Source organism: Rufibacter sp. XAAS-G3-1 (assembly GCF_013623775.1).
Lineage (GTDB): Bacteria > Bacteroidota > Bacteroidia > Cytophagales > Hymenobacteraceae > Nibribacter.
Window position 1 is genome coordinate 110,435 of the sequence record NZ_JABFAM010000005.1, and the last position, 20,073, is coordinate 130,507.

General features: G+C 51.9%; 19 protein-coding genes and 1 tRNA gene. 11 read left to right on the forward strand and 9 right to left on the reverse strand.

Annotation, left to right across the window (positions count from 1 at the left end; translation table 11 throughout):
• Window positions 1–25 precede the first annotated feature (25 nt).
• The 3 genes from HHO50_RS04785 to HHO50_RS04795 all read left to right on the forward strand — a co-directional run bounded on the left by HHO50_RS04785 (window position 26) and on the right by HHO50_RS04795 (window position 3,349).
• Window positions 26–706: a zinc metallopeptidase gene (locus HHO50_RS04785; protein WP_255478605.1), complete on the forward strand. Its 681-nt coding sequence runs from the start codon at window positions 26–28 to the stop codon at window positions 704–706.
• Between the two features lie 414 nt (window positions 707–1,120).
• On the forward strand, window positions 1,121–2,260 hold the full coding sequence (locus HHO50_RS04790; protein WP_181304869.1) for an acyl-CoA dehydrogenase: 1,140 nt from the start codon (window positions 1,121–1,123) through the stop codon (window positions 2,258–2,260).
• A gap of 168 nt (window positions 2,261–2,428) precedes the next feature.
• A complete protein-coding gene (locus HHO50_RS04795; RefSeq protein ID WP_181304870.1) occupies window positions 2,429–3,349 on the forward strand; it encodes an AraC family transcriptional regulator in 921 nt (306 codons plus the stop codon).
• A 1,629-nt stretch (window positions 3,350–4,978) separates the two neighbouring features.
• Here HHO50_RS04795 and HHO50_RS04800 read toward each other — a convergent pair.
• From HHO50_RS04800 to HHO50_RS04825, 6 genes are all read right to left on the reverse strand, one after another.
• On the reverse strand, window positions 4,979–5,419 hold the full coding sequence (locus HHO50_RS04800) for an STAS/SEC14 domain-containing protein (protein WP_181304871.1): 441 nt from the start codon (window positions 5,417–5,419) through the stop codon (window positions 4,979–4,981).
• Between the two features lie 206 nt (window positions 5,420–5,625).
• Complete coding sequence (gene rnk / locus HHO50_RS04805; RefSeq protein WP_181304872.1) at window positions 5,626–6,030, reverse strand: nucleoside diphosphate kinase regulator; 405 nt, start codon at window positions 6,028–6,030, stop codon at window positions 5,626–5,628.
• Between the two features lie 222 nt (window positions 6,031–6,252).
• Window positions 6,253–6,420, reverse strand: a complete 168-nt coding sequence (locus HHO50_RS04810; protein WP_181304873.1) for a hypothetical protein — start codon at window positions 6,418–6,420, stop codon at window positions 6,253–6,255.
• A 48-nt stretch (window positions 6,421–6,468) separates the two neighbouring features.
• Window positions 6,469–7,248 (reverse strand): geranylgeranylglyceryl/heptaprenylglyceryl phosphate synthase, encoded by a 780-nt coding sequence (locus HHO50_RS04815; protein WP_181304874.1) that lies wholly within the window; start codon window positions 7,246–7,248, stop codon window positions 6,469–6,471.
• Window positions 7,208–7,873 carry a hypothetical protein gene (locus HHO50_RS04820; protein WP_181304875.1) on the reverse strand — a complete coding sequence of 222 codons (666 nt, stop codon included), beginning with the start codon at window positions 7,871–7,873 and terminating at the stop codon, window positions 7,208–7,210. Before HHO50_RS04820 ends, HHO50_RS04815 begins: the two co-directional genes overlap by 41 nt.
• 14 nt (window positions 7,874–7,887) lie before the next feature.
• Window positions 7,888–8,259: a phage holin family protein gene (locus tag HHO50_RS04825; RefSeq protein ID WP_181304876.1), complete on the reverse strand. Its 372-nt coding sequence runs from the start codon at window positions 8,257–8,259 to the stop codon at window positions 7,888–7,890.
• 236 nt (window positions 8,260–8,495) lie between these two features.
• On the opposite strand from HHO50_RS04825, the gene HHO50_RS04830 reads away from it, so the two are divergent.
• On the forward strand, window positions 8,496–9,584 hold the full coding sequence (locus tag HHO50_RS04830) for a tetratricopeptide repeat protein (protein WP_181304877.1): 1,089 nt from the start codon (window positions 8,496–8,498) through the stop codon (window positions 9,582–9,584).
• Window positions 9,585–10,305: 721 nt separating this feature from the next.
• Window positions 10,306–10,581, forward strand: a complete 276-nt coding sequence (locus HHO50_RS04835) for a hypothetical protein (protein WP_181304878.1) — start codon at window positions 10,306–10,308, stop codon at window positions 10,579–10,581.
• Here HHO50_RS04835 and HHO50_RS04840 read toward each other — a convergent pair.
• Window positions 10,578–10,790, reverse strand: a complete 213-nt coding sequence (locus HHO50_RS04840) for a hypothetical protein (RefSeq protein WP_181304879.1) — start codon at window positions 10,788–10,790, stop codon at window positions 10,578–10,580. The genes HHO50_RS04835 and HHO50_RS04840 overlap by 4 nt on opposite strands.
• 642 nt (window positions 10,791–11,432) lie before the next feature.
• On the opposite strand from HHO50_RS04840, the gene HHO50_RS04845 reads away from it, so the two are divergent.
• Together HHO50_RS04845 and HHO50_RS04850 are read left to right on the forward strand one after the other, a co-directional pair.
• On the forward strand, window positions 11,433–12,575 hold the full coding sequence (locus HHO50_RS04845) for a putative sensor domain DACNV-containing protein (RefSeq protein ID WP_181304880.1): 1,143 nt from the start codon (window positions 11,433–11,435) through the stop codon (window positions 12,573–12,575).
• A gap of 83 nt (window positions 12,576–12,658) precedes the next feature.
• Window positions 12,659–13,432 carry an HNH endonuclease gene (locus tag HHO50_RS04850; RefSeq protein ID WP_181304881.1) on the forward strand — a complete coding sequence of 258 codons (774 nt, stop codon included), beginning with the start codon at window positions 12,659–12,661 and terminating at the stop codon, window positions 13,430–13,432.
• Here HHO50_RS04850 and HHO50_RS04855 read toward each other — a convergent pair.
• Together HHO50_RS04855 and HHO50_RS04860 are read right to left on the reverse strand one after the other, a co-directional pair.
• Window positions 13,422–14,375, reverse strand: a complete 954-nt coding sequence (locus tag HHO50_RS04855) for an HNH endonuclease (protein WP_181304882.1) — start codon at window positions 14,373–14,375, stop codon at window positions 13,422–13,424. The two genes, HHO50_RS04850 and HHO50_RS04855, sit on opposite strands and share 11 nt — an antisense overlap.
• A gap of 282 nt (window positions 14,376–14,657) precedes the next feature.
• Window positions 14,658–14,733 (reverse strand) — tRNA-Phe (locus HHO50_RS04860).
• 183 nt (window positions 14,734–14,916) lie between these two features.
• Here HHO50_RS04860 and HHO50_RS04865 point away from each other — a divergent pair.
• The 4 genes from HHO50_RS04865 to HHO50_RS21425 all read left to right on the forward strand — a co-directional run bounded on the left by HHO50_RS04865 (window position 14,917) and on the right by HHO50_RS21425 (window position 19,981).
• Entirely contained in the window at window positions 14,917–16,269 is a 1,353-nt protein-coding gene (locus tag HHO50_RS04865; RefSeq protein ID WP_181304883.1) for a (Fe-S)-binding protein, read from the forward strand.
• Between the two features lie 96 nt (window positions 16,270–16,365).
• Complete coding sequence (locus HHO50_RS04870) at window positions 16,366–17,172, forward strand: (Fe-S)-binding protein (RefSeq protein ID WP_255478606.1); 807 nt, start codon at window positions 16,366–16,368, stop codon at window positions 17,170–17,172.
• Window positions 17,173–17,545: 373 nt separating this feature from the next.
• Window positions 17,546–18,037, forward strand: a complete 492-nt coding sequence (locus HHO50_RS04875; RefSeq protein WP_181304884.1) for a hypothetical protein — start codon at window positions 17,546–17,548, stop codon at window positions 18,035–18,037.
• 15 nt (window positions 18,038–18,052) lie between these two features.
• The gene (locus HHO50_RS21425) at window positions 18,053–19,981 is read left to right on the forward strand and encodes an OmpA family protein (protein ID WP_304621524.1); all 1,929 of its coding nucleotides are present in this window, start codon (window positions 18,053–18,055) and stop codon (window positions 19,979–19,981) included.
• The last annotated feature ends 92 nt before the right edge of the window (window positions 19,982–20,073 follow it).

Consider the following 20,073-nt stretch of genomic DNA (forward strand, 5'->3'; position numbering starts at 1 on the left):
TGTTAACCTTAAAAGAGAGAAAGAAATGGGCGGTATTTGGATTATAATGATTGCAATGATGCTGGCCTCGGCACTGGTCAGCTGGACGTTGAAGAGTAAGTTTGAGAAATACTCCAAACTGGGGCTAAGATCTGGGTTAAGCGGCCGTGAGGTGGCGGAGATGATGCTTGCCGACAATGGGATTACGGATGTACGCGTTATTTCCACGCCGGGCCGGTTGACCGACCACTACAATCCGGCAGATAAAACGGTGAACCTAAGTGAGAGTGTGTACGAAAGCCGGAGCGCGGCGGCGGCGGCAGTGGCAGCCCACGAGTGCGGGCACGCCGTGCAGCACGCCAAAGCCTACACCTTCCTGAAGTTCCGCTCTGCCATGGTGCCCGCGTTGAGCATCGCCAGCCGGTACATGCAGTGGATTCTGTTATTAGGGGTGATCTTGATTCAATCTACTCCTATTCCGTTGGCGATTGGGGTGGCCATGTTCGCCTTAACCACGCTCTTCAGCTTTATCACGCTGCCGGTGGAGTTTGATGCCAGCAAACGCGCCTTGGCCTGGATGGATACCCGCGGCGTAGTGACAACCCAGGAGCACGGCATGGCCAAAGACGCCTTGAAATGGGCCGCCATGACGTACGTAGTGGCCGCTATTGGCTCACTGGCTACGTTGCTGTACTATGCTTCCCTATTGATGGGGCGTAGAGACTAAAAACTTTTAAGTCAGTTATAGGTAAGAGAGGAGGGCAGATGCCTTCCTCTTTTTTATTGAAGCTGTTTAGCGTTTTAGGCCTGTTTTCATAAAAGCAGCCCAGAAACGCCGGTGCAAGCACATGCTTAAGCCAGGGTACGGGTAAATTTCCTGTTTTAAGCCTGTTTCCCTAAAAGTAGCCCGAAAACGGTGGCGTAAGCGGACGCATTCCTTTATAAGCCAGTTGGTGGAAACACCAATCAGGTTCATTTAGATGAGTTCTGTTTCTAAGCGGGCAAGAAAGAAGCATGTATAAAAGCTAACATTTGTTAGTTTTGTTAGGAGGTTAAAATAAGTAGGCTGCTTGCATACTATATTTTGATTAATTTTGTTTACTATTCAACACACCACAAGTACTCATACTTAACGCATTATATGGACTTTAACTTAACGGAAGAACATTTAGCCGTGCAGGAAGCTGCCCGGGACTTTGCCCAGACAGAACTGTTGCCAGGAGTTATTGAGCGGGACGAGCACCAGAAATTCCCTGCGGAGCAAATCAAAATGATGGGCCAACTGGGTTTCCTGGGCATGATGGTAGACCCTAAGTACGGCGGCGGCGGCATGGATACTGTTTCTTACGTGCTGGCCATGGAAGAAATCTCCAAAGTAGACGCTTCGGCCTCAGTGGTTATGTCCGTGAATAACTCCCTTGTTTGTTGGGGGCTGGAAAAATACGGAAACGAAGAGCAAAAGCAAAAGTACTTGCCGCGCCTGGCAACCGGCGAAATCATTGGCGCCTTCTGTCTGTCTGAGCCGGAAGCAGGTTCAGACGCCACCATGCAGCGCACCACTGCCGTAGACATGGGCGACCATTACCTGCTCAACGGCACCAAGAACTGGATCACCAACGGCAGCACGGCAAGCGTGTACCTGGTCATTGCGCAGACCCACCCAGAATTGCGCCACAAAGGCATCAATGCCTTGATTGTGGAGAAAGGAATGCCGGGCTTTGAGATTGGGCCTAAGGAAAACAAACTGGGCATTAGAGGGTCAGACACCCACTCCTTGATGTTCACCGACGTGAAGGTGCCCAAGGAAAACCGCATTGGCGAAGACGGGTTCGGGTTTAAGTTTGCCATGTCTACCTTGAACGGCGGCCGTATCGGGATTGCCTCGCAGGCCTTGGGCATTGCCTCAGGAGCGTATGAGCTGGCCTTGAAGTATTCAAAAGAGCGCAAAGCGTTTGGCGTGCCTATCTCGCAGCACCAGTCCATCCAATTCAAACTGGCCGACATGGCCACCAACATTGACGCGGCCCGTCTGCTCTGCCTGCAAGCCGCCGCCGACAAAGATGCCCACCGCGACTACTCCAAATCTGGGGCCATGGCCAAAGTATTTGCCTCCAAAGTAGCCATGGACACCACCGTAGAAGCCGTTCAGATCCATGGTGGGTACGGGTTTGTGAAAGAATACCATGTAGAGCGCCTCATGCGCGATGCCAAAATCACGCAAATTTATGAGGGAACCTCAGAGATTCAGAAAATAGTAATCTCTAGGGAAATACTGAAATAAGAAATTGGTTTAACAACGTTAGAAGGGGAATTTTTAGTATATAGTATTTGTCTGTTTATAAATATAGAACTTTTCTGTTTGATAACTTAAAAGATTAGTACTAATTTTAAGGCGACAGACAACTTAAAAAATCAACATAAATTAAAACCTTTTAATAAGTGCCCCTACATGGAAGATTACAATAAGATAATTGAATCCCTGAAAGTGCGCTACATCAAGTCTAAAAACCTGATGTTACAGCAGCCGCTCACGGTGCGTAACTACTATGACGTTGGAAACAACCTGATCTTAGTGCACAACGGCATTGTCGCTTTCGGAGATGATAAACAAGTAGCGGAAGAAGGGCAATTGCTCTTTATTCCGGGCGGACGGAGTACCAAGCTTTATTATGGCGATACCGAGAGTAGGGTTATCTCCAATGATGACTACATCACCACCAAAGATAAGTTCTTCAAAAGCAACAATGATCTTGACCTCATCGGCGAAGCCGATGACAGCCACAGCTTTGTAAGCTTTGAGGCCAAGGTATTTGACTCTGTGAACTTCTTCACTTCCCTGGAAGTGCCTGCGTTTGTGATTACCAGCAACAAGTTGGCCACCCTGGTGATTAAGATTGTAGAGGAGAGCATGCAGGAATTGCCAGGCAAGGAGCGCATCATCAGCCTCTACACCGAGCAGATGGTGGTGGAGTTGATCCGCTATATCTTAAAGAACAAGATGTTTGTGGAGCAGTTGGCCACCAACAGCACCTACTTCAAAGACCCACGCCTCATTGACCTGTTCAACTACATCAAAGAGAACCTGGGCGGCGATTTGTCCAACAAAGTACTCAGCAACGTGGCCAACGTGTCTGAAGACTATGTAGGCCAGTACTTCAAGATGCTGACCGGGATCAACCCGCAGGATTACATTGAATACCAGCGCATGGAGCGGGCCGTGTTCTTGCTGCGCACTACCAAGAAAAGCATCAGGGAGATTGGAAAAGATGTGGGCTACAAAGACACCGCTTACTTCTGCCGTCGCTTTAAGATGATGTTCGGGATTCCGGCCGGTAAAATGCGCCGCCGTGAGTCTTCTATGAACGTGTAGTGATCTCATATGTGTGCATGAAGGAAAAGCCCGCCAAAAGCGGGCTTTTCTGTTTAAAGGGTGTTTTTGGGAAAAGAGCTCCAAAGCAAAGCCTTATACGATTCGTCTTATGGTAGGTAGCTACCAGTTATTGTTGGGTTTGTGGGGAGTGTGGGTAAAAAGTTAATGGAGGGCAATCTTGGTTTTGCGCCCCTTTTTAGATTGCCATTGGTCAAATTGATGCCCCTAATGTTTCCTTTCTGCGCATTAGTTTCTTTGAGGAGATTAGCAACACCTTTTGCTGTTCCTTTGGCTTGTCCACTTTTGCGTGGGTATGAGCAGGTGCACAGAATATGCTGTTCCCTCGGCATGTCCGTTTGTTTCGTGGGTGCAAGTGCTGTATTGTTTTATAGTTTCCGCTAAGCGCTCACGGCCGTGGGGCCCCGTCTTCCCCTCTCGCACTGCCCTTTCGGCCTGAGGAGTCTGTTCCACTTAGTAGAAGTCTGTCCAGGGCCAAAAGCGAGGCGCGCTCGGGGAAGACTGGAACTGGGGAAGTAGCAAGTGCAGTTGTTGAGCGGCTATTAATGGTATTTGTCTTATTCCCCTGTAAAGCCGTATTCCCCTCCTCGGAAGGGTAGGGGTGGGATTTGGCACTCCACCGCAATACCGCCAACCTGCTCCAGCAGATTGCGGTGGTGCTCGCGTTTGTATGTTTTGCTTCCCACCGCAATACCGCCAACTCACAACACCTTGCAGTGTCTTCAGACCTGCAAGTGTCTCTGCCAATTCCGTTTCAAGCCTGTTTTCCCTAAATCTCCTTTAGAACACGTTACCCTTCTACAGCAGATACTCCCCCTTTGAAGGGGGCGAAGGGGGATGTTTACACCTGCTGATCCACGTATTGCTGATACTAACACAATAACTCCCACTTAAAAGACCTCGTAGCGTCTTTAGACCTGCGAGCGTCTGCGCCAGCTCCGTTTCTAACCGCGCGCCAACACAAGCTGAAGGGCAGAACAGAAGCTCTCCTCCTACATTAGGAAGCTCATCTTGTAGGGAAACTTTTGCTAATGTCGCTGTTCGGGCCTAACCTGCCTGCTGCGGAGTTCCCCTCCGTAAGAGCGGGGATGGTGTTTTGCGCGTTTTGGGCCTGTTTTGCGGAAAACGAACCTGAAACGCACCAACCCATTTCCTCGGCCTGTCCCCCGAGGACGGGAGAAAAGCGGGTTAAGCTGTCCTTCCCCTACTTTGGCTTGTGGGGGATAAGCCAAGGGTACAAGCGGCTGTTTTTTCCCCTGCAAGATGAGATTAGGGGGTTGCGGGTGGTGGTAACCATGAAGCAAAAGAGCTTCCAGGCTGTTGAAAGGAGAAGGTGCTAGGGGGCTTACCTTCAGCTACTTCCTATAACTGAAATTCCGCGCTCCTGCTAGTGGTTCTCGGCGAGTCTGGAGACTCGCTTCATCCCGTGGCGTGAGACTAAAGTCTCGCGCCAGTTTACTTTCTAGCTGTCAGCTTCCGCGGTGCCGCCTGTTCCAAAGGCTTGGTAGTGTGCGCAGTTCCTGCGAGCGTCTCGACCAATGCCGTTTTAGGTCTGTTTTCCGCAAAACAGACCTAAAACGCAGCAGCGGGGTTCCCCTCGCCGGCGGAAGGTTAAATACTAAGATAGTCTCTGGTTTCTTTCCGCTGGAGGCGGCTCCTGCGGAGCCATGCCCGGGCGGTGGCCAGGTCTGCGAACACTTCCGCCTCAAAAGACTGAACATTGGCGTAGAAGGCATCGGCGGTGGCCTCCGCAAAGGTTTCTGGTTTAACCACCAACGCATAGTACTGCAAACCGGCCTTGGCAGCCTGCGGCGACCATTCCTCCAATGTCCAGTCCAGGGAGTGGCTCCAGGAGCCCACCATGTCACGGGTGTCTATGAGCATGGCGTTGTAATCGGCCTTTTCCAGGGCTTCGGTGTAGGCCTCCATGCCAGATCGCACCATCTCTGGAGTGGAATAGCCTTGCCAGCTGGCCTGAATCCATTGGTTCTCATGGTCTAAGGAAATGGTGAGGTACACGTTGCCAAAAGCATTCACAAGTTCTGATCTCATAACACTACGTTTAAATGACACATTGAAAATAGAAGGCAAACCGCAAGGGCTGCCGTCCATGCGGCAGCGAGGGTTGCCTTTGCCCTAAAACCACCTGTTTCTGGTTTTGGAGGTTTTCTCAAGAACCAAGCCAAAAACAGAAACGGGGGCAACAGGGCGGATACGGATGGGGGTAGAGCCGGGGAAACAGATGGCCGCGCAGGCTTTCAGAGAGACCAATCGCCGGCGGCCTCTGGTTGGTACATGACCTCCTCTACCTGGTAGGTGAGCAGACCGCTGGGGGTGGGGCATGCCACTTCCTGGCCTACCTGCCGCCCTAAGATGGCGCTGCCCACCGGCGACAGGACAGAGATTTTGCGGGTGGCCAGGTCTGCGTTCTTGGGGTAGGCAATGGTGAGTTCCAGCACGGTGTTGCTTTTCTTTTCGCGCAGGCGTACCAGTGAGTTCATGGTCACTACATCTACCGGCACCTCTTCGGGCGGAATAATTCTGGCCGTACGCAGTTCTTTGCACAGGTTTTCTATGTTGGCAGGTGCGCCGGCGGTACGTTGGGCCTGCACGAGCAGGTGCAGGCGCTCATAGTCTTTCTCGGTTAAAAGGATTGAATTCATAGGAATAGAATTTAAGTTTTCTGGTTAGATGAGCCCCATGGCTTCTGATGCCGCACGCGTGCAGATAACCTCCGCAAGGCGAGGGTTATGCTGGAATCTGGTTAAAAGCGGGCGGTATAGAATGGAACTGCCCTCAGGCGCAAAAAACCTGAAACTGCTACGTGAGTAGTTTCAGGTTTTTTGCGCCTGAGGGCAACGCTGGCGTGGGCCGGAGTTCCCGGCTTAGCTGTTAAAAGCTTTGGGGGCGGTAAAAAAGCAAAGGCAATAGCCGTTCAGGTCATCATGCTGGGAGGCATGATGCGACGCTGCTACCAAACCAATAAAAGGCTTGATGATAGTAGTTCGTATTTTACTGAAAGACGGCACGGTGTTCTTTATGGTAATTACCAAAGATAACCCTAAGATTCCTCAATAGCAAGCGAAAGGGCGCGCCGGCCGTTACTCCTGCGGCAACACCATATTGAACCGCTGCTTCACCTCGCTTACCTCTGAGATAAACTGGGGGCTTTTCTCAATGTGGTTGCCTACTACCAGAATATCGGCCCCGGCTTTCCAGGCGGCTTCGGCTTTCTCAGGGGTGTTTACGCCGCCGCCCACCAGAATGGGCACAGAAACAGCTTGGCGCACCGCTTGGATCATGGCGGCACTCACGGGGTACATGGCCCCGCTGCCGCCGTCTAAATACATGTACTGCAAGCCCAGCATCTGGCCGGCCAAGGCGGTGCAGGCGGCAATAGAGGGTTTGTCATGCGGAAGAGGCGTGGTGCCGCTCATGTAAGAGGCCGTGGTCTGACGACCCGAGTCCACCAGCATGTAGCCGGTAGGGTAAAGCGACAGGCCGCTGCTTTTCAACAAAGGAGCCGCCGCCACGTGCTGACCAATGAGCAGGTCTGGGTTGCGGCCCGAGATAAGGGAGAGCAGCAGCATGCCGTCGGCCTGGGCGTCTATGTACAGGCCGCTGCTGGGAAACAGAATGACCGGGATGGAGCTGTGCTGCTTGATGTAGCCTACAAAAGAGGCCTGGTCTGGGTTGGAGATCAGGCTGCCCCCCATGAAAAAGAAATCCACCTCATGCCGGTGGCTCAGGGCTAGAATCTCCTGGCAACGGGCTACGGTGAGGTGGTCAGGATCCAGGAGCACCGCCAATCGTTTGGGGCGGTTGGCGATGTCCTGGGTGCTAGAAGCCGGAAAGAGGCTGTGATTGAGGCGGTTGGGCATTCGTGAGATCGTCAGGCGGTAACTGGTAGCGGTCAGTGGTGTTCTCCACTAAAAGCGGTTGCGTTGGGTTAGGGTGCGGGGCGGTGGCAGAACTCTGCAGATGCTGTTCCACCAGTTTGGTGAGGTACACCATGGCCAAAGCCGCCAACTGCTGCTCCAATATCTTAAATAAATCTGATTGGAAAAACGCTTTGAGCCCAGAAGTTTCTGGTTTGCGTTTTTTGTTTTTGACCCGGCTGTACGCGGCGGCCACCGTGCCGGTGGCGGGGTGGTACACCGATGGGTAGGTGCGTTCAATGGCACTGTAGAGCGGCTCATCATCCTCTACGTCTGGAATAGTAGAAATCCAGTCGCGGTCTTCGGCGCCTTTGAAACGGGCCGGGTTCTCCAGGCGGCTGCCTTTCTTTTTCTTTTTGGGCTTGTCTTCTTTGCCTCGGCCAAAGGCCCTGCTGAGAAGATAGATACCCGCCAACACGCCGCCGGCAATGGCCACGCTTTTCCCTATTTGCTGACCCTGGTCTTTCAGGTCAGTGACATCGCTGAGTAAGGCATTTTTATATTCTTCTTTTTGGCGTTCCAGAAACTCCCTTGGGTCATCAAAAAGCGGATTGGTTAGTTCGCTCATGGCAGCAAATATAGTTAGATGGTTTGATCAGATTCATCGGTCTTGTAAATGGTATTCCGGAACGCCTTGTCGGCCATGCCCTGAAACACCTTCTTGTCTAGCCCCACCAGTAAAATGACGAGCAAGATAAGGTAAAAAAGAGTGACTATCCCGAAGCCCCAGAAACGGCTGTCCAGAAGGTCGTTCAGCCACATGGCCAGAAAGATGTTGAGGAACAGCAGCATCAACAAGCCCACCACCCCCAGCAACACCCCGTGGATGGTGCTTACAAAGATACTTTTCAGCTTAGTTTGGAGATCAAGTTTGACCAGGTCAATGCGGGTATCTATGTACCCCATCAGGTTTGCTATGATGCTGTCACTTTTGCTTTTGTCTTCGGTAGCCATGTGTTTTCAAGTTGAGGGTGCCTGGTAGATATACGGAACATCCAAGGAAAATATTCCAGAATTTACTTTCTCAGATTTTCATACGGAATAAGACTTCTTACGGATAAAAAAAAGGATAAGATACCTGTTGCCGTTTTAAGGCCGGTTTAAAGAAAAGAAGGCAAAAACAAGGCAAGACGTACCCACGCGGCAAGGCTATCTCGTACTTTTGCAGACAGCTTAGCCCCCCCGCATCTTTGAGCAAGAACTACTACCATACTTTAGGAGTCTCCTCCAACGCCTCCGCCGCCGAGATCAAAGCGGCCTACAAGCGCCTGGCCCTGAAATTCCACCCCGATAAGAATCCGGGCAACGCCCACGCAGAAGACCGCTTCAAGCAGGTGAACGATGCCTACCAGGTGCTTTCCAACCCGCGCCGCCGCGCCGCCTTTGACCTGCAGCAGCAGTTTGAACGGCACCGGCGGCAAACCCAGACCTACGCCTCTCCCCTGGACACCTACACCCGGAACCCGGCCGGTTTTAAGGAGCGCCATTACCGCCAACGCCCCAAGCAGCACACCCACTTCTCTTCCCGCGATCTTCAGATTATACTAGGTACCGTGGTCTTGACGGTGCTCCTGATCATAGGCGTGAATATTGGCTGGAACCAGATAGCCTCTGGCCGCGCCATGGAGCAGGCGCGGGAAGCCGAAAAGCGGCGCCTTTGGAAACAAGCCGATGCAGCCTATTCTGCCGCTATTGACTACAAACCAACCCTGCAAGAGGCCCGGCTGCGGCGCGCGGCCCTGCGGCTTACGTACCTGAACAACCCCACCGGAGCCATTGAAGATTATTCTGCCGTGTTGGAGGAAAACGAAAAGCCACGCGCCGCCTGGTACGCCGCCCGCGGAAAAGGCTACCTGCAAACAAAGGAATACCAGAAAGCCCTTCGGGATCTGAACAAAGCCCTTGCCTTAGACACCACCCACACAGAGGCTTACCTGAACAGAGGCATTGTGCACCTGCAACTGGAAGATGACTGGCCCGCCGCCGAAGCAGATTTAAGCCGTTTTCTGCAAAACGCCCCAGATTCAGCGGGCCTTGCCACAGAAGCAATGCTGTACCGTTCTTTCGCGTATTTCAGAATGCAGGAGATAGCCAGCGCCTGGGAAGACACAGAGCGGGCACTGCGGCAAGACTCGGCCAACGCCAAGGCCTTTTACCTGCAGGCCAAGATCAGGCAATCGCAGGGACAGGCGAAAAAAGCGTGCGCGCTACTGGCGAAAGCCGCCAAACTGGGGTTTGTCCTGGCCGCCGAAGAGATGCAATACCAGTGCCAGCCGTAGTGCCCGGCCATCTCTCCGTGCCACGTTTTCTTTCGTTTTACGGCAGCCTTGGAAAGGGAATGGTTTCACTCGCCCGCGTCCCGCGAGGGTGAGCTAAGTAAGTGAACAGAAATAAGTCTACCTTTTCTTCTCCTTGTCCTCCTGAAAGGATCTCGGGGGCGAGCGGTAGTACCGTCCAACCAAAGCTTTGCTAGTTAGCCCACAAGATCTCTCCAAGATAACAAAATGAGCATTCTGATTTGTCCTGCTACTTACCTTGGGCCTCTGGCCGAGGTGGGGTATTTTTTAATAAATTGTGTAGCGGCGAGACGCCGCATGTAGTTCACACTCGCGGGACGCGGGCGAGAGTTGCTGTTTTTAGGCTATTTTAAGAAAAACAGGCTTAAAATAGTACCCAGGAAAGAAGAAGATTAGATAATAAAACGACGGGCAAACCAAGTGAAAAAGACCATCGTTGTAGAGGTGAATCTGCTATCTCAGTTGCCGGGAAGGCTGCCTGTTTCTTATGGATAAAATCTCAGAACGAAGTGAAACAAGGACGGGGATTGCGTTCCTAAGCGACAGAAGATAACAGCATTACCAGGAATAGTACCGGGTGCAGGGCGAAGAAACAGGGAGAAATTTGCGCACTTCCGGCACCGGATCAAAATAAAAAAACCGTACCTTAAGCACTAAAGCAGTCTTTTAGAGCGTAAGAGAGTACAAAAAGGCCCATGCAGAGATGGAAATAAAAGTGAAGGAGTTCAGCCAATTGCCCCTGACAGATCAGATCAATTATGTGCAAACCACGGGTAGGTACCTACATGCCCGCCTGAAAGGGTGGTGCCACATCAGCTTATATTTCATGGGCACATTCTACGCCGAGGTCTGGCTTCTGGAGCATTGCGGCAGTATTGGCATGATCAGGACGTTCACCTCACAGGAGCAACTGGAGCCTTACCTAAAGACCACCTCCATGGACAAGCTGGTGCAGGAACTGCTGCGCGAAAACAGCTAACCCAGGTTTCTATCAGTACCGTTTTTAATCCCAGCCACGTACCTTACGGGGTTCTCCCTACCACATAGTCTTCCTACTCTATACACGCGCACCGCCTGTAAATGGGTTTCCAGCAAAGGCTGTAATTCTTTGAATGGTCGTGCCTCGGCTTGCCGTACCAGACTTCTGATCTGGATGGAGGCGTACCTGGTTCCGGAAGCATGACCCAACCGGTGAAGTTGTATGCGCCGTTAAGAGCTTGTTTAAATTTCATCTTTGCGCTGCAAATGACCATAAAAAGAACCTGCATTCGCGGTTGCGTCGCACCGTAGCGCGGCTCCAAAAACGCTTCTGCAGAACCTTTCTCTGGTTAGTTGAGCCAGCAAACCTCAAATTTAAACAAGCTCTGAGGTGTTTTGGGGCTGTTTTCAGGAAACCAGGCTAAAAACAACTGGTTTCCTGCGGCGGCAGAACGCAGAGCGTTGCCCAGTAGAGCGGAGGAGTGGCTGGTGCTGTCTGTACGCAGCTGGTGAAACAATTTGTGCCGGGGGCTTGTACACAGGCAAACTTAATGTAAGTTAGAATCTGAGATCAGCGGAAACTCTCCTCCTCGTAAGAGCTTGTTTGAATTTTGGCTTCGTAAGTGAAAACGGCCGGTTAAGGTTCTGCGGAAACCTGTTTTTGAGCCTCGTGGCGGTGCTGCGAAGGCGATAAAAGCGCGAACGCAGGTTCCCTCTAGGGCCGTTTGCAGCACAGAAGGCAACGTGTAAACATGCTCTAAAAGAGCACAGCCTTGTGATGTCGCACATTGGGGAGGAGAGAAATCAGTAAAGCCGCTACCCAGATTTCCTTTAAGAATCACAGCTGATTACATGATCCGAAAGACCACCTACGCTGCGGCCAGAACCGTAGCGCCTGCTATAGAAATCCATTTTGCCCAGCAACAGGCCGAAGCCCGCCAGCACGGCGAGTTAAATCTGGCCCCCATCCCGTCCGTAAAGATCATAGAAGCGTTGATTGACGTGGCTTTCTGGGCGAGCCTGAGAAAAGAAGAAGGACAGTCTCCCAGAATCTCCCTCGCTTTCTTGCCGCCTGAACAAGCCGGTAAACCACTTTTATTTGCCCAGCGGCTTCCGCTTACCGCCTACAACCTCACCAAGTTGGGGCCGGGCGTAGAACGGGCAGGCATTCACCTGGGCGTGTGGTTTGAGAAAGGCGACCTGTACATCTGGGGCACCACCCGCGAAATCCTCAGCTTTTGCTTTGTGTTGGATGTTTCTGAGCCGGGTTTGCTGGTGGTAAAGCATAGGCGGTTCCATGGGTTTGGCAAGTTCGCGAACGTAGCGGTGCTGAAAGGAGACGTGATCAAGATCATTGATGAGCACAGCGACAGCCTGCCTGATTGCCCCGAGGTGCTAACGTCTCTGCTGGGGTTCACTAACCCGTCTACCTGGAACGACTCGGTCAATATCTTGGTGCAGCTAGCCGTCTCTATGCGCGCGCACGGAAATGGCGGCACGCTGCTGGTAGTACCTACCGGCTCAGAAACCTGGCAGGAATCTATCGTAAAACCCATGCAATACGCCCTTTCGCCGGCGTTCTCTGCCCTAGCCGATTTGATGCGGCAGGAAAAGGAAGACCGCAACCGCAGTATCTGGCAAGGTGCCCTGCGCCGGGAAATTGACGGCGTAGCCGGTCTTACCGCCATTGACGGGGCCACCGTCATCAATGACCAGCATGAAGTCCTGGCCTTCGGCACCAAGATTGTGCGGGCCTATGGAAACCAACCCGTAGAGCAGATAGTAGTCACCGAGCCCGTTCTGGGAAACGAGGCCCTTATCATTCACCCCAGCAACAACGGCGGCACCCGGCACCTCTCCGCCGCCCAGTTTGTCCACGACCAACGCGACGCCACTGCCTTGGTCGCCTCCCAAGACGGCCGCTTCACCATCTTCAGCTGGTCTCCCTGCGAGATGATGGTACACGCGCATAGGGTAGATACGTTGCTGTTGTAAGGTGTTTTAGGGGTTGTTTTTGGGAAGAATGCTGAAAGTATTTGAGTAGTTATTTGTCTACGGCTGATCTTATTTCTTGATATATGAAGCAAGGCCAAAGTCTTTGGACTAGGGAAGAACTAATTTTGGCAATCAATCTGTACTGTAAATTACCCTTCGGAAAACTTCATAGAAATAACCCAGAAGTAATTCAGTTAGCACACTTGATTGGCAGAACTAGCAATTCTGTTGCTTTCAAGCTGGTAAACTTCGCGAGCTTAGACCCAAGTCTCCAAAAGAGAGGTATCAAAGGGGCTCAGAACACAAGCAAGTTGGACAGGGAGATTTGGAATCAATTTAATCAGAACTGGGATGAACTGCCTTATGAGAGTGAAAAGGTTAGGGCGAAGTTTGATCATTCAACAGTAGAGGAGGTCTATCAGATTGATGAAGCCGAGCTTCCGAAAGAGGGGAAGGTGAGAGAACAGATTGTCAAAGTGCGGGTAAACCAAGCTTTTTTCAGGCGTACTGTTCTTGCGGCATATAATTCTACTTGCTGTATTACCGGCATACAAATTCCCTCTCTGCTAATAGCTGGACATATAAGGCCGTGGGGAATTGATGAGAAGAATCGGCTGAATCCTAGAAACGGATTAGCCATAAATGCCTTGCATGATAAAGCATTTGAAGCTGGTCTTCTAACAATTACTCCTGATTACACTGTTAAGATATCCTCTACTCTTAAGGGAAAAGAAATTGCTATTGCCAAGGAAGACTATTTTCTAAAGTATGATAAAGAGAAAATAATCCTGCCCTCTAAATTCTTGCCAGATAGGAGCTTGCTTGAATACCATAATAATGAAAGGTTCATCCCTTAAACACCATCTCCCGGTGCCAAGTCAAATTCTCCACGCTCGGGTAATGGATCGCTCCAAAAGGTAAGTTCAGCCGTTTCCCTTCCAACTTCTTCAAAGCATAGGCATTCTCCTCATCTTCGGCAATGGTGGGCGAAACCACTACTTTCAACTGACGGTCTACTGTAATCAAACCCCGGTCAAAAGCGCGGTGCAGATTGGGGCACAAGGCGAGCCCATTGGTTACACGGTCATCGTTGCTTCGGCTGAAAGGCACAATATGGCAGGCGTCTACCATAGAGAAGCCGTGGGTAGAGATGAGGCGCATGCCGGTAATACAGCAGGTAAAGTTGTAAACTTGCGGCACCAGTTTCTTAAATAAGCCGCCTCTCACAAACTGCTGTTCTTCATCAGGTGCAACTTGGGTAATTGTATAGGTGGCCGCACTTTCATTCAAGATATAATTCTCCAAGTCATGGAGATAACCTCCTTTCTCTTTGCCATGCTGGTAACTTTGCGCAATGGTGGGGAAGTAACGGGCAAGCAAGGTGTTTCGCAGGATATTGCGGGTGTCTGGAGCCAGCAGGAGCGGGTAGAGATCCTCGGCGAGATACGCATACTCTACCAAGCCATTCAGCACACTAAAGCTTTTGATGGCCGAATATACTTCCTTGCCTGGCCAGGTCTTCACGAACCAGAAACCCTCCTTGCCTAAATGGTAAAAGGGCAGATAGAAATCTGGGTTGTGGCCAGTGGTCACCAGGAGCGCGAAGTTCTCTTTAAAAATGCCTACCAGTTCTGCCGTGATGAAAATCTTGTTTTCCCGTACTTCACCTTTCTCAAACAGGTCTATCAGGCTAAGTAGCAACACCGGTTTGTGTGGGGCCGGGCCGTACTTGGTGCCGCCTTGGCGCAAACGGGTGAATTTGTGGAGGTAGAACTTCAACGGATCCGGGGGAGCAGGCATGGCAGCTTTTATGTTCAGCCGGAAAGTAAAGGATAATCTGTCTTTTTACAATAACTGTTCCCAGATGATAGCATTCGTTTTACAGCGATTTTTTCGAAAACAGGGCTAAACTAAGAAGTAAAGCCTCATCCAAATATACACCCCAATAAGATACGTTGCTAGATTGCAAGAAGAGCGCACGTCAAGTCTAAACAAAACCTTTCCGTTTCTGCCCTCTTTTCCCCAAAACAGCCCAAAAACAAAAATCCCGCTCCATTTCTGAAGCGGGATTCTCTTTTCTGCTGGTGGTGATGATTGGAATCGAACCAACGACACAAGGATTTTCAGTCCTTTGCTCTACCGACTGAGCTACATCACCAGCACCTTTCTGGAAACCGTTCCGGAGGCGTTTCGCTGCCGTTCTGGTTAAAAAGTATGCAAATGTAAGGAGCCTGCGCGGATTTGCAAAACTTAAGGCAAAAAAATCTTTTATGCCCTTTTCAGAATACTTTGTTAAATTCGTTCGTAGTACAAGCAGTTTCCATGACTAAATTTCCTTTCTGTGATCAGTAATATACTCTTTTTGATTGTGGCGGCGCTAGGTATCGGTCTGTTTGTGTGGCAGATCCGTAAGATAACCCGCAACATTAACATGGGGCGTGACAAGAAGATATCTGGTGACGTTTCTGAGCGAATCAAGACTCTTTTACTGGTGGCGTTTGGCCAGCAAAAAATGTTTAAGCGGCCTTTGCCTGCCGTGCTCCACCTGTTTGTGTACGTGGGTTTCCTGGTCATTAACGTGGAGGTCATTGAAATTCTGATTGACGGGATCTTCGGGACGCACCGGGTGCTGGGTGTTCTGGGGCCCGTATACAGTGTGCTCATGGCCATCAATGAAGTCTTGGGACTGCTGGTGATTGTGGCCTGCGTTATTTTCCTGGCCCGCCGGTACGTGACCAAAGTGCCGCGCCTTACCCGTGGGGCCGAGATGCGGGCCTGGCCGAAGTTAGACGCTACCGTGATTCTGGTCACCGAGATTGTGCTCATGCTGGCCTTGTTCGCCTTCAACATCGCAGACCAGAAACTGGCGCAACTAGGCGGACACACGCTGCCGGGAGTTTTTCCGGTAAGCGGCCCCTTGGTGAACCTGTTCGGGAGCGACGTGAGTACCTTAACTGTCATTGCCGGTATTGGCTGGTGGGTGCACATTGTGGGCATTCTGGCCTTCATGAACTACCTGCCCAGTTCCAAGCACTTCCATATCATCACGTCTTTCCCCAATGTGTACTACACTAAACTGGAGCCGAAGGGCCAGTTCAGCAATGTGGAAAGCATTACGCACGAGATCAAAGCCATGCTGGACCCCAGCTACGTGGTGCCGCCTGCCCCCGAGGGAACCGATCCGCAGAAGTTTGGGGCCAAAGACGTGGAAGACCTCACCTGGAAACAACTGCTGGATTCCTACACCTGTACCGAGTGCGGCCGGTGCACCAGCGTATGTCCGGCCAACCTCACCGGAAAATTATTGTCGCCCCGCAAGATTGTGATGGATACCCGTGACCGGATGGAGGAGAAAGGCGAGTCGCCGCTCATCTTTGACCCGGCTAAGTACACCGAGGAATCAGAGCGCGTGAAGGCCACGGAGGAACGCACCTTGCTGCGCGGCTACGTGACGCCAGAGGAGCTGTGGGCCTGCACCACCTGCAACGCCTGCGTAGAGTCTTGCCCGGTGAACATCAACCAACTGTCTACCATCATAGACCTGCGCCGCTTTCTGGTGCTGGAAGAATCGGCGGCGCCGGCGTCTTTGAACACCATGTTCAACAACATTGAGAACAACGGCGCGCCGTGGGCGTTCTCGCCCAGTGACCGCTTCAACTGGGCCGACGATTTGTACACCGTTTCCAAAAACTAGCCTAAAAACAGAATCTTAGCTAACAAGCAGTAGTATTTGTGCGGCATGCCGAATAAATTGCACAGGAGCACATTTTCTACTTAGCACTTACCCTAGATGGCAGAGAAAAAACAGATACAAGTACCCGTCATGGCCGACCTGGCCTCCCGTGGCGAAACCCCCGAAGTGTTGTTCTGGGTGGGCTGCGCCGGGGCCTTTGACGACCGCTATAAAAGCGTTACCCGCGCTTTCGTGCGCATTCTGGAGCACGTCGGCACCAAGTACGCCGTGTTGGGCATGGAAGAAACCTGCACCGGAGACCCCGCCAAACGTGCCGGAAACGAGTTCCTGTTCCAGATGCAGGCCATGACCAACATCGCCACGCTGGACGGCTACGGCATTAAAACCATCGTCACCGCTTGTCCGCACTGCTTTAACACCATCAAGAACGAATATCCGGCCCTGGGCGGAAACTACGAGGTGATTCACCACAGCACGTTTTTGCAGAACCTCATCAACGAAGGCAAAGTGAAGATTGCGGGTGGCGGCGAGTTCAAGGGAAAGCGCATCACCTTCCATGACTCTTGCTACCTGGGCCGCGCCAATAACATCTATGAAGCGCCGCGTGAGGTGTTAGCCGCCTTAGACGCCGACCTGGTGGAAATGAAACGCAGCCGCGCCAACGGCCTGTGCTGCGGAGCCGGAGGTGCCCAGATGTGGAAAGAGCCGGAACCAGGCAACAAAGACATCAACGTGGAGCGCGCCGAGGAAGCCATCGGCACCGGCGCCACCATCATCGCCAGCGCCTGCCCATTCTGCATGACCATGATGGCCGATGGCGTGAAAAGCCATAACAAAGAAGACAGCGTGCAGGTGTTTGACATAGCCGAACTCATCGCGCAAGCTGAAGGCATTAATGCTTAGTACGTATCAGGTAGCAAGTATCACGTAGCATGACAAATGTTGCTTTAAGTCTCAACATTCGTACGTAAGTACAGAGACAAAAACACGTATATGATCATGTCATCCTGGAAGGGGCTCGTGGGCGAACTAGGAAGGCTTAAATAAGGTGCTATTACCGCTTGCAACCAAGATCCTTTCAGGATGACAAAAAAATGTTTGGAACTATTTAGTCCCAAATCAGATAAGAAGGTATTGAAAACCGCAAGCTATAACCTCGCGGCATGAACAAAGAAAAGCTGTTTAGCGGCTGTTTTCAGAAAAACAGCCGCTAAACGTACAATAACAGCAGGGAACAAGTCTTGTGTCTTGCTACCTGCTACTTGATACTACCAAAATGTACGTTCCTTTTGAACAATTGCCGGCGTATAGCCGAGTATGGGTGTACCAGATAAACCGACCGCTTACCTTAGAGGAGGAGGCGCGTTTGAACCACCTGTTACGGGATTTCGTAACGGAGTGGAGCAGCCACGGCCGCAATTTGCAGGCATCTTTCACCATCAAAGAGCACCACTTTCTGTTTCTGGCCACCAATGAAGAAGTGGCCTCGGCCAGCGGGTGTTCCATAGATAAATCAGTCGCATTTTTAAGGCAATTAGAACAGGAGTTTAACGTTCAATTATTTGACCGTACCCAGTTGGCATTCAGGCACGAAGGCGGGGTGCGGCTGATGCCCTTGGCGAAAATAAAAGCCGAGGTAGCGGCCGGCGCCTTGGCGCCGGATTCGCTTTATTTTGATACCTTGATTCCCACGGTGGGGGCGCTCCAGCAACAGTGGCCCAAACCGGCAAAAGATACTTGGCTGGCTCGGTACTTTCAGGGCCAATAACGCATAGGAATGCACATGATGCGACAGAACAGAACCCTTGTACTAGGAGTGGCCTTGTCTTTGGCAGTGGCGGCTTGCGGGCCTTTCCGGAGCTCCGTGCAAAAAGGCAACAAGAACTTTGACAAAGAAGAATACCAGCCCGCTATTGAGCACTACCAGGCGGCGCTGAGCAAAGGCCGCACCGGGGCAGAGGTCAACTTCAAGTTAGCCGAGGCTTACCGTCTCTCTAACCGTCTGCCGCAGGCCGAGCAATACTACAAAGCCGCCTTAGATGCCCGTAAAACCGAGGAAACCATGTTCCGCTACGGCATGGCGCTCAAGGCGAACGGCAAATACGAAGAAGCCGCCACCCAGTTACAGAGTTATCTGGCGGTAGCCTCTAACAAGACGTTCATCAAACTGGCGCAGCAGGAGGTAAACAACCTCAAGCAGGTCGCCTCTATTGTCAACACCCCTACCTACCAAATCGTGAAGCCGGTACCGGCTGCCAATACTGCCGCTTCTGAGTTTTCGCCGGTTATTCTCAACAACGAGGTCATTTTCTCCTCCAGCCGCGAGGATGTGAAGTACAAAGGCAATGGCGAAGGTTTCCTGAACCTCTACGTGGTGCCCGTCGCAGATACCGGAAATGCCGCCGCTTCAACGGTAAGGCCTTTTGCGGCGGCTTTAAATGCCCCGGAAGTGCACGATGCTTCTCCTGCTTTCACCAACGAAGGCCGCACCATGGTCTTCGCCCGCAGCAACACCGGCAAGAAGAGCGGAACCGCCAACGTAGACCTCTACATCTCGCAATACAAAACCGGCGAATGGTCTGAGCCGCGTCTTGCCAGTTTCAATGACCCGCTAGCCTGGGATTCTTCCCCCGCTTTCTCACCGGACGGCCGCACCCTATACTTCTCCTCTGACCGCCGGGGCGGACAAGGCGGCCGTGATATCTGGAAAACCACCCTGGATGCCGGAGGGCGTTTCTCCCGTCCGGAAAACCTGGGGCCCACCATCAACACGCCCGGCAATGAGTCGTTCCCGTATGTAGCCGCAGACAGCACCTTGTACATCGCCTCAGACGGACACCCCGGTTTGGGCGGATTGGATGTCTTCCGCATCAGCGGAGATTCTGTGATTAACATGGGTACGCCCATTAACTCCATCGGCGATGACTTCTCTATCCTGATTACCGGCGAAGACCAGGGTTTTTTCGCCTCTAACCGTGCTGGGGGACAAGGCGGCGATGATATCTACTCCTTCGTGAAACGCCAGCCTAAACTGGTCAACTTCTTCGTAGACGGCCGCGTACTGGAACGCAATGAAACCACCAACACCACCACGCCCATGGCGAACGTGCGGGTGACCTTGCAGAATGCCCAAGGCGAGAAAGTCACGGAAGCCACCGCCGACGCCCGCGGAAATTTCACCTTCCAATTAGATTCAGCCAGCGTGTATTCTGTCATTGCGGAGAGAAGCGGTTATTTTGCGGCTCGTCAGCCAGTAGTCACCCAAGGCAAAACGCCGCCACAGAGTCAATTGACGCAACCCGTAACAGACATCCGCTTAACCACCACGCTTACGCTTTCCAAGATTGTCCGGAACAGGGCCATTGTGGTGGAGAACATCTTCTACGACTATGACAAAGCCGATATTAGGGCAGACGCGGCAGTAGAACTGGACAAGTTGGTGCAGACATTGAGAGATAACCCCGCCATCACCATTGAGCTAAGTTCGCATACAGACAGCCGCGGCGTAGACATCTACAACCAAGACCTGTCGCAACGCCGGGCGCAGAGTGCGGTGAATTACATCATCTCCAAAGGCATAGACGCTAAACGCATCACGGCCCGTGGCTACGGAGAGTCCAGACCAGTCGTACGCAACGCCCGCACCGAGGCCCAGCACCAGCGCAACCGCCGCACTGAGTTCACCGTGACACGCATTGATGAACAGCAATAAGCGATTGCTAGTATCATCCGTTCAACATATCGAAATACAAAAGAAAAGCCTCCCATAACCGGGAGGCTTTCTTATTTTTGCGGCAGCAAAGG

Coding starts and splice junctions, on each gene's coding strand:
- HHO50_RS04815 (WP_181304874.1), bottom strand. CDS start 7,248: ATGCCCAACCGCCTCAATCACAGCCTCTTTCCGGCTTCTAGCACCCAG.
- HHO50_RS04795 (WP_181304870.1), top strand. CDS start 2,429: ATGGAAGATTACAATAAGATAATTGAATCCCTGAAAGTGCGCTACATC.
- HHO50_RS04870 (WP_255478606.1), top strand. CDS start 16,366: ATGGCAGAGAAAAAACAGATACAAGTACCCGTCATGGCCGACCTGGCC.
- HHO50_RS04855 (WP_181304882.1), bottom strand. CDS start 14,375: ATGCCTGCTCCCCCGGATCCGTTGAAGTTCTACCTCCACAAATTCACC.
- HHO50_RS04800 (WP_181304871.1), bottom strand. CDS start 5,419: ATGAGATCAGAACTTGTGAATGCTTTTGGCAACGTGTACCTCACCATT.
- HHO50_RS04825 (WP_181304876.1), bottom strand. CDS start 8,259: ATGGCTACCGAAGACAAAAGCAAAAGTGACAGCATCATAGCAAACCTG.
- HHO50_RS04875 (WP_181304884.1), top strand. CDS start 17,546: ATGTACGTTCCTTTTGAACAATTGCCGGCGTATAGCCGAGTATGGGTG.
- HHO50_RS04790 (WP_181304869.1), top strand. CDS start 1,121: ATGGACTTTAACTTAACGGAAGAACATTTAGCCGTGCAGGAAGCTGCC.
- HHO50_RS04820 (WP_181304875.1), bottom strand. CDS start 7,873: ATGAGCGAACTAACCAATCCGCTTTTTGATGACCCAAGGGAGTTTCTG.
- HHO50_RS04835 (WP_181304878.1), top strand. CDS start 10,306: ATGGAAATAAAAGTGAAGGAGTTCAGCCAATTGCCCCTGACAGATCAG.
- HHO50_RS04845 (WP_181304880.1), top strand. CDS start 11,433: ATGATCCGAAAGACCACCTACGCTGCGGCCAGAACCGTAGCGCCTGCT.
- HHO50_RS21425 (WP_304621524.1), top strand. CDS start 18,053: ATGATGCGACAGAACAGAACCCTTGTACTAGGAGTGGCCTTGTCTTTG.
- HHO50_RS04785 (WP_255478605.1), top strand. CDS start 26: ATGGGCGGTATTTGGATTATAATGATTGCAATGATGCTGGCCTCGGCA.
- HHO50_RS04850 (WP_181304881.1), top strand. CDS start 12,659: ATGAAGCAAGGCCAAAGTCTTTGGACTAGGGAAGAACTAATTTTGGCA.
- rnk (WP_181304872.1), bottom strand. CDS start 6,030: ATGAATTCAATCCTTTTAACCGAGAAAGACTATGAGCGCCTGCACCTG.